The sequence below is a fragment of the Mesorhizobium sp. genome, from assembly GCF_004962925.1.
Lineage (GTDB): Bacteria > Pseudomonadota > Alphaproteobacteria > Rhizobiales > Rhizobiaceae > Mesorhizobium.
In genome coordinates this window covers 1-481 of record NZ_SUEO01000436.1, presented here as the reverse complement: position 1 = coordinate 481, position 481 = coordinate 1, and the positions used below count along the sequence as shown (strand labels likewise).

At 66.9% G+C, this 481-nt stretch carries 1 protein-coding gene; it reads right to left on the bottom strand.

Annotation, left to right across the window (positions count from 1 at the left end; translation table 11 throughout):
- Positions 1–481: DUF1028 domain-containing protein (locus E5W87_RS35585; protein WP_292408673.1), on the bottom strand; the 481-nt coding region annotated here is incomplete at both ends.

Below are 481 nucleotides of genomic sequence, written 5' to 3'. Positions count from 1 at the left end.
GGTCACATAGGCATCGAGCTGTGGCTTATAGAGTTCCCACAGCGTCGCCAGCTGCTCGATCGGGCAGTCGTCGGTCCAGTCGCAGCGCAGATCGGCGACCGGCCACGCAACCTCACGCACCAGCTTCATTCCGGCGGAATGGACCGGGCCCGCCTCACCACCTGCTTTCAGCGCGGCGCGCATGGTCGCGATGAGACGGTCGCCCAGATGTCCTTCCGACGCCAGAAAGGCATCGACCATGGCTTGCGGCACTCCGTCATGGGCAAGCATGTTGCCGCCGCAGGCGACATTCTCCGCGCGCGCTTCCGCCCAGATGCCAAGCGCCCTGGGGCCTGAATGTATCGCGGTCGTTCCGGCGGCATCGACAGCCAGCACCTGCCGGTATTCGCTATGGGCGCCGGTGCGCTTCAATATGGCGACCGCCTCGGCCGCCGAAGCGCCGCGCGCCAGCAGTTCGAGGCCTCGCAGCCCAAGCGTCGGA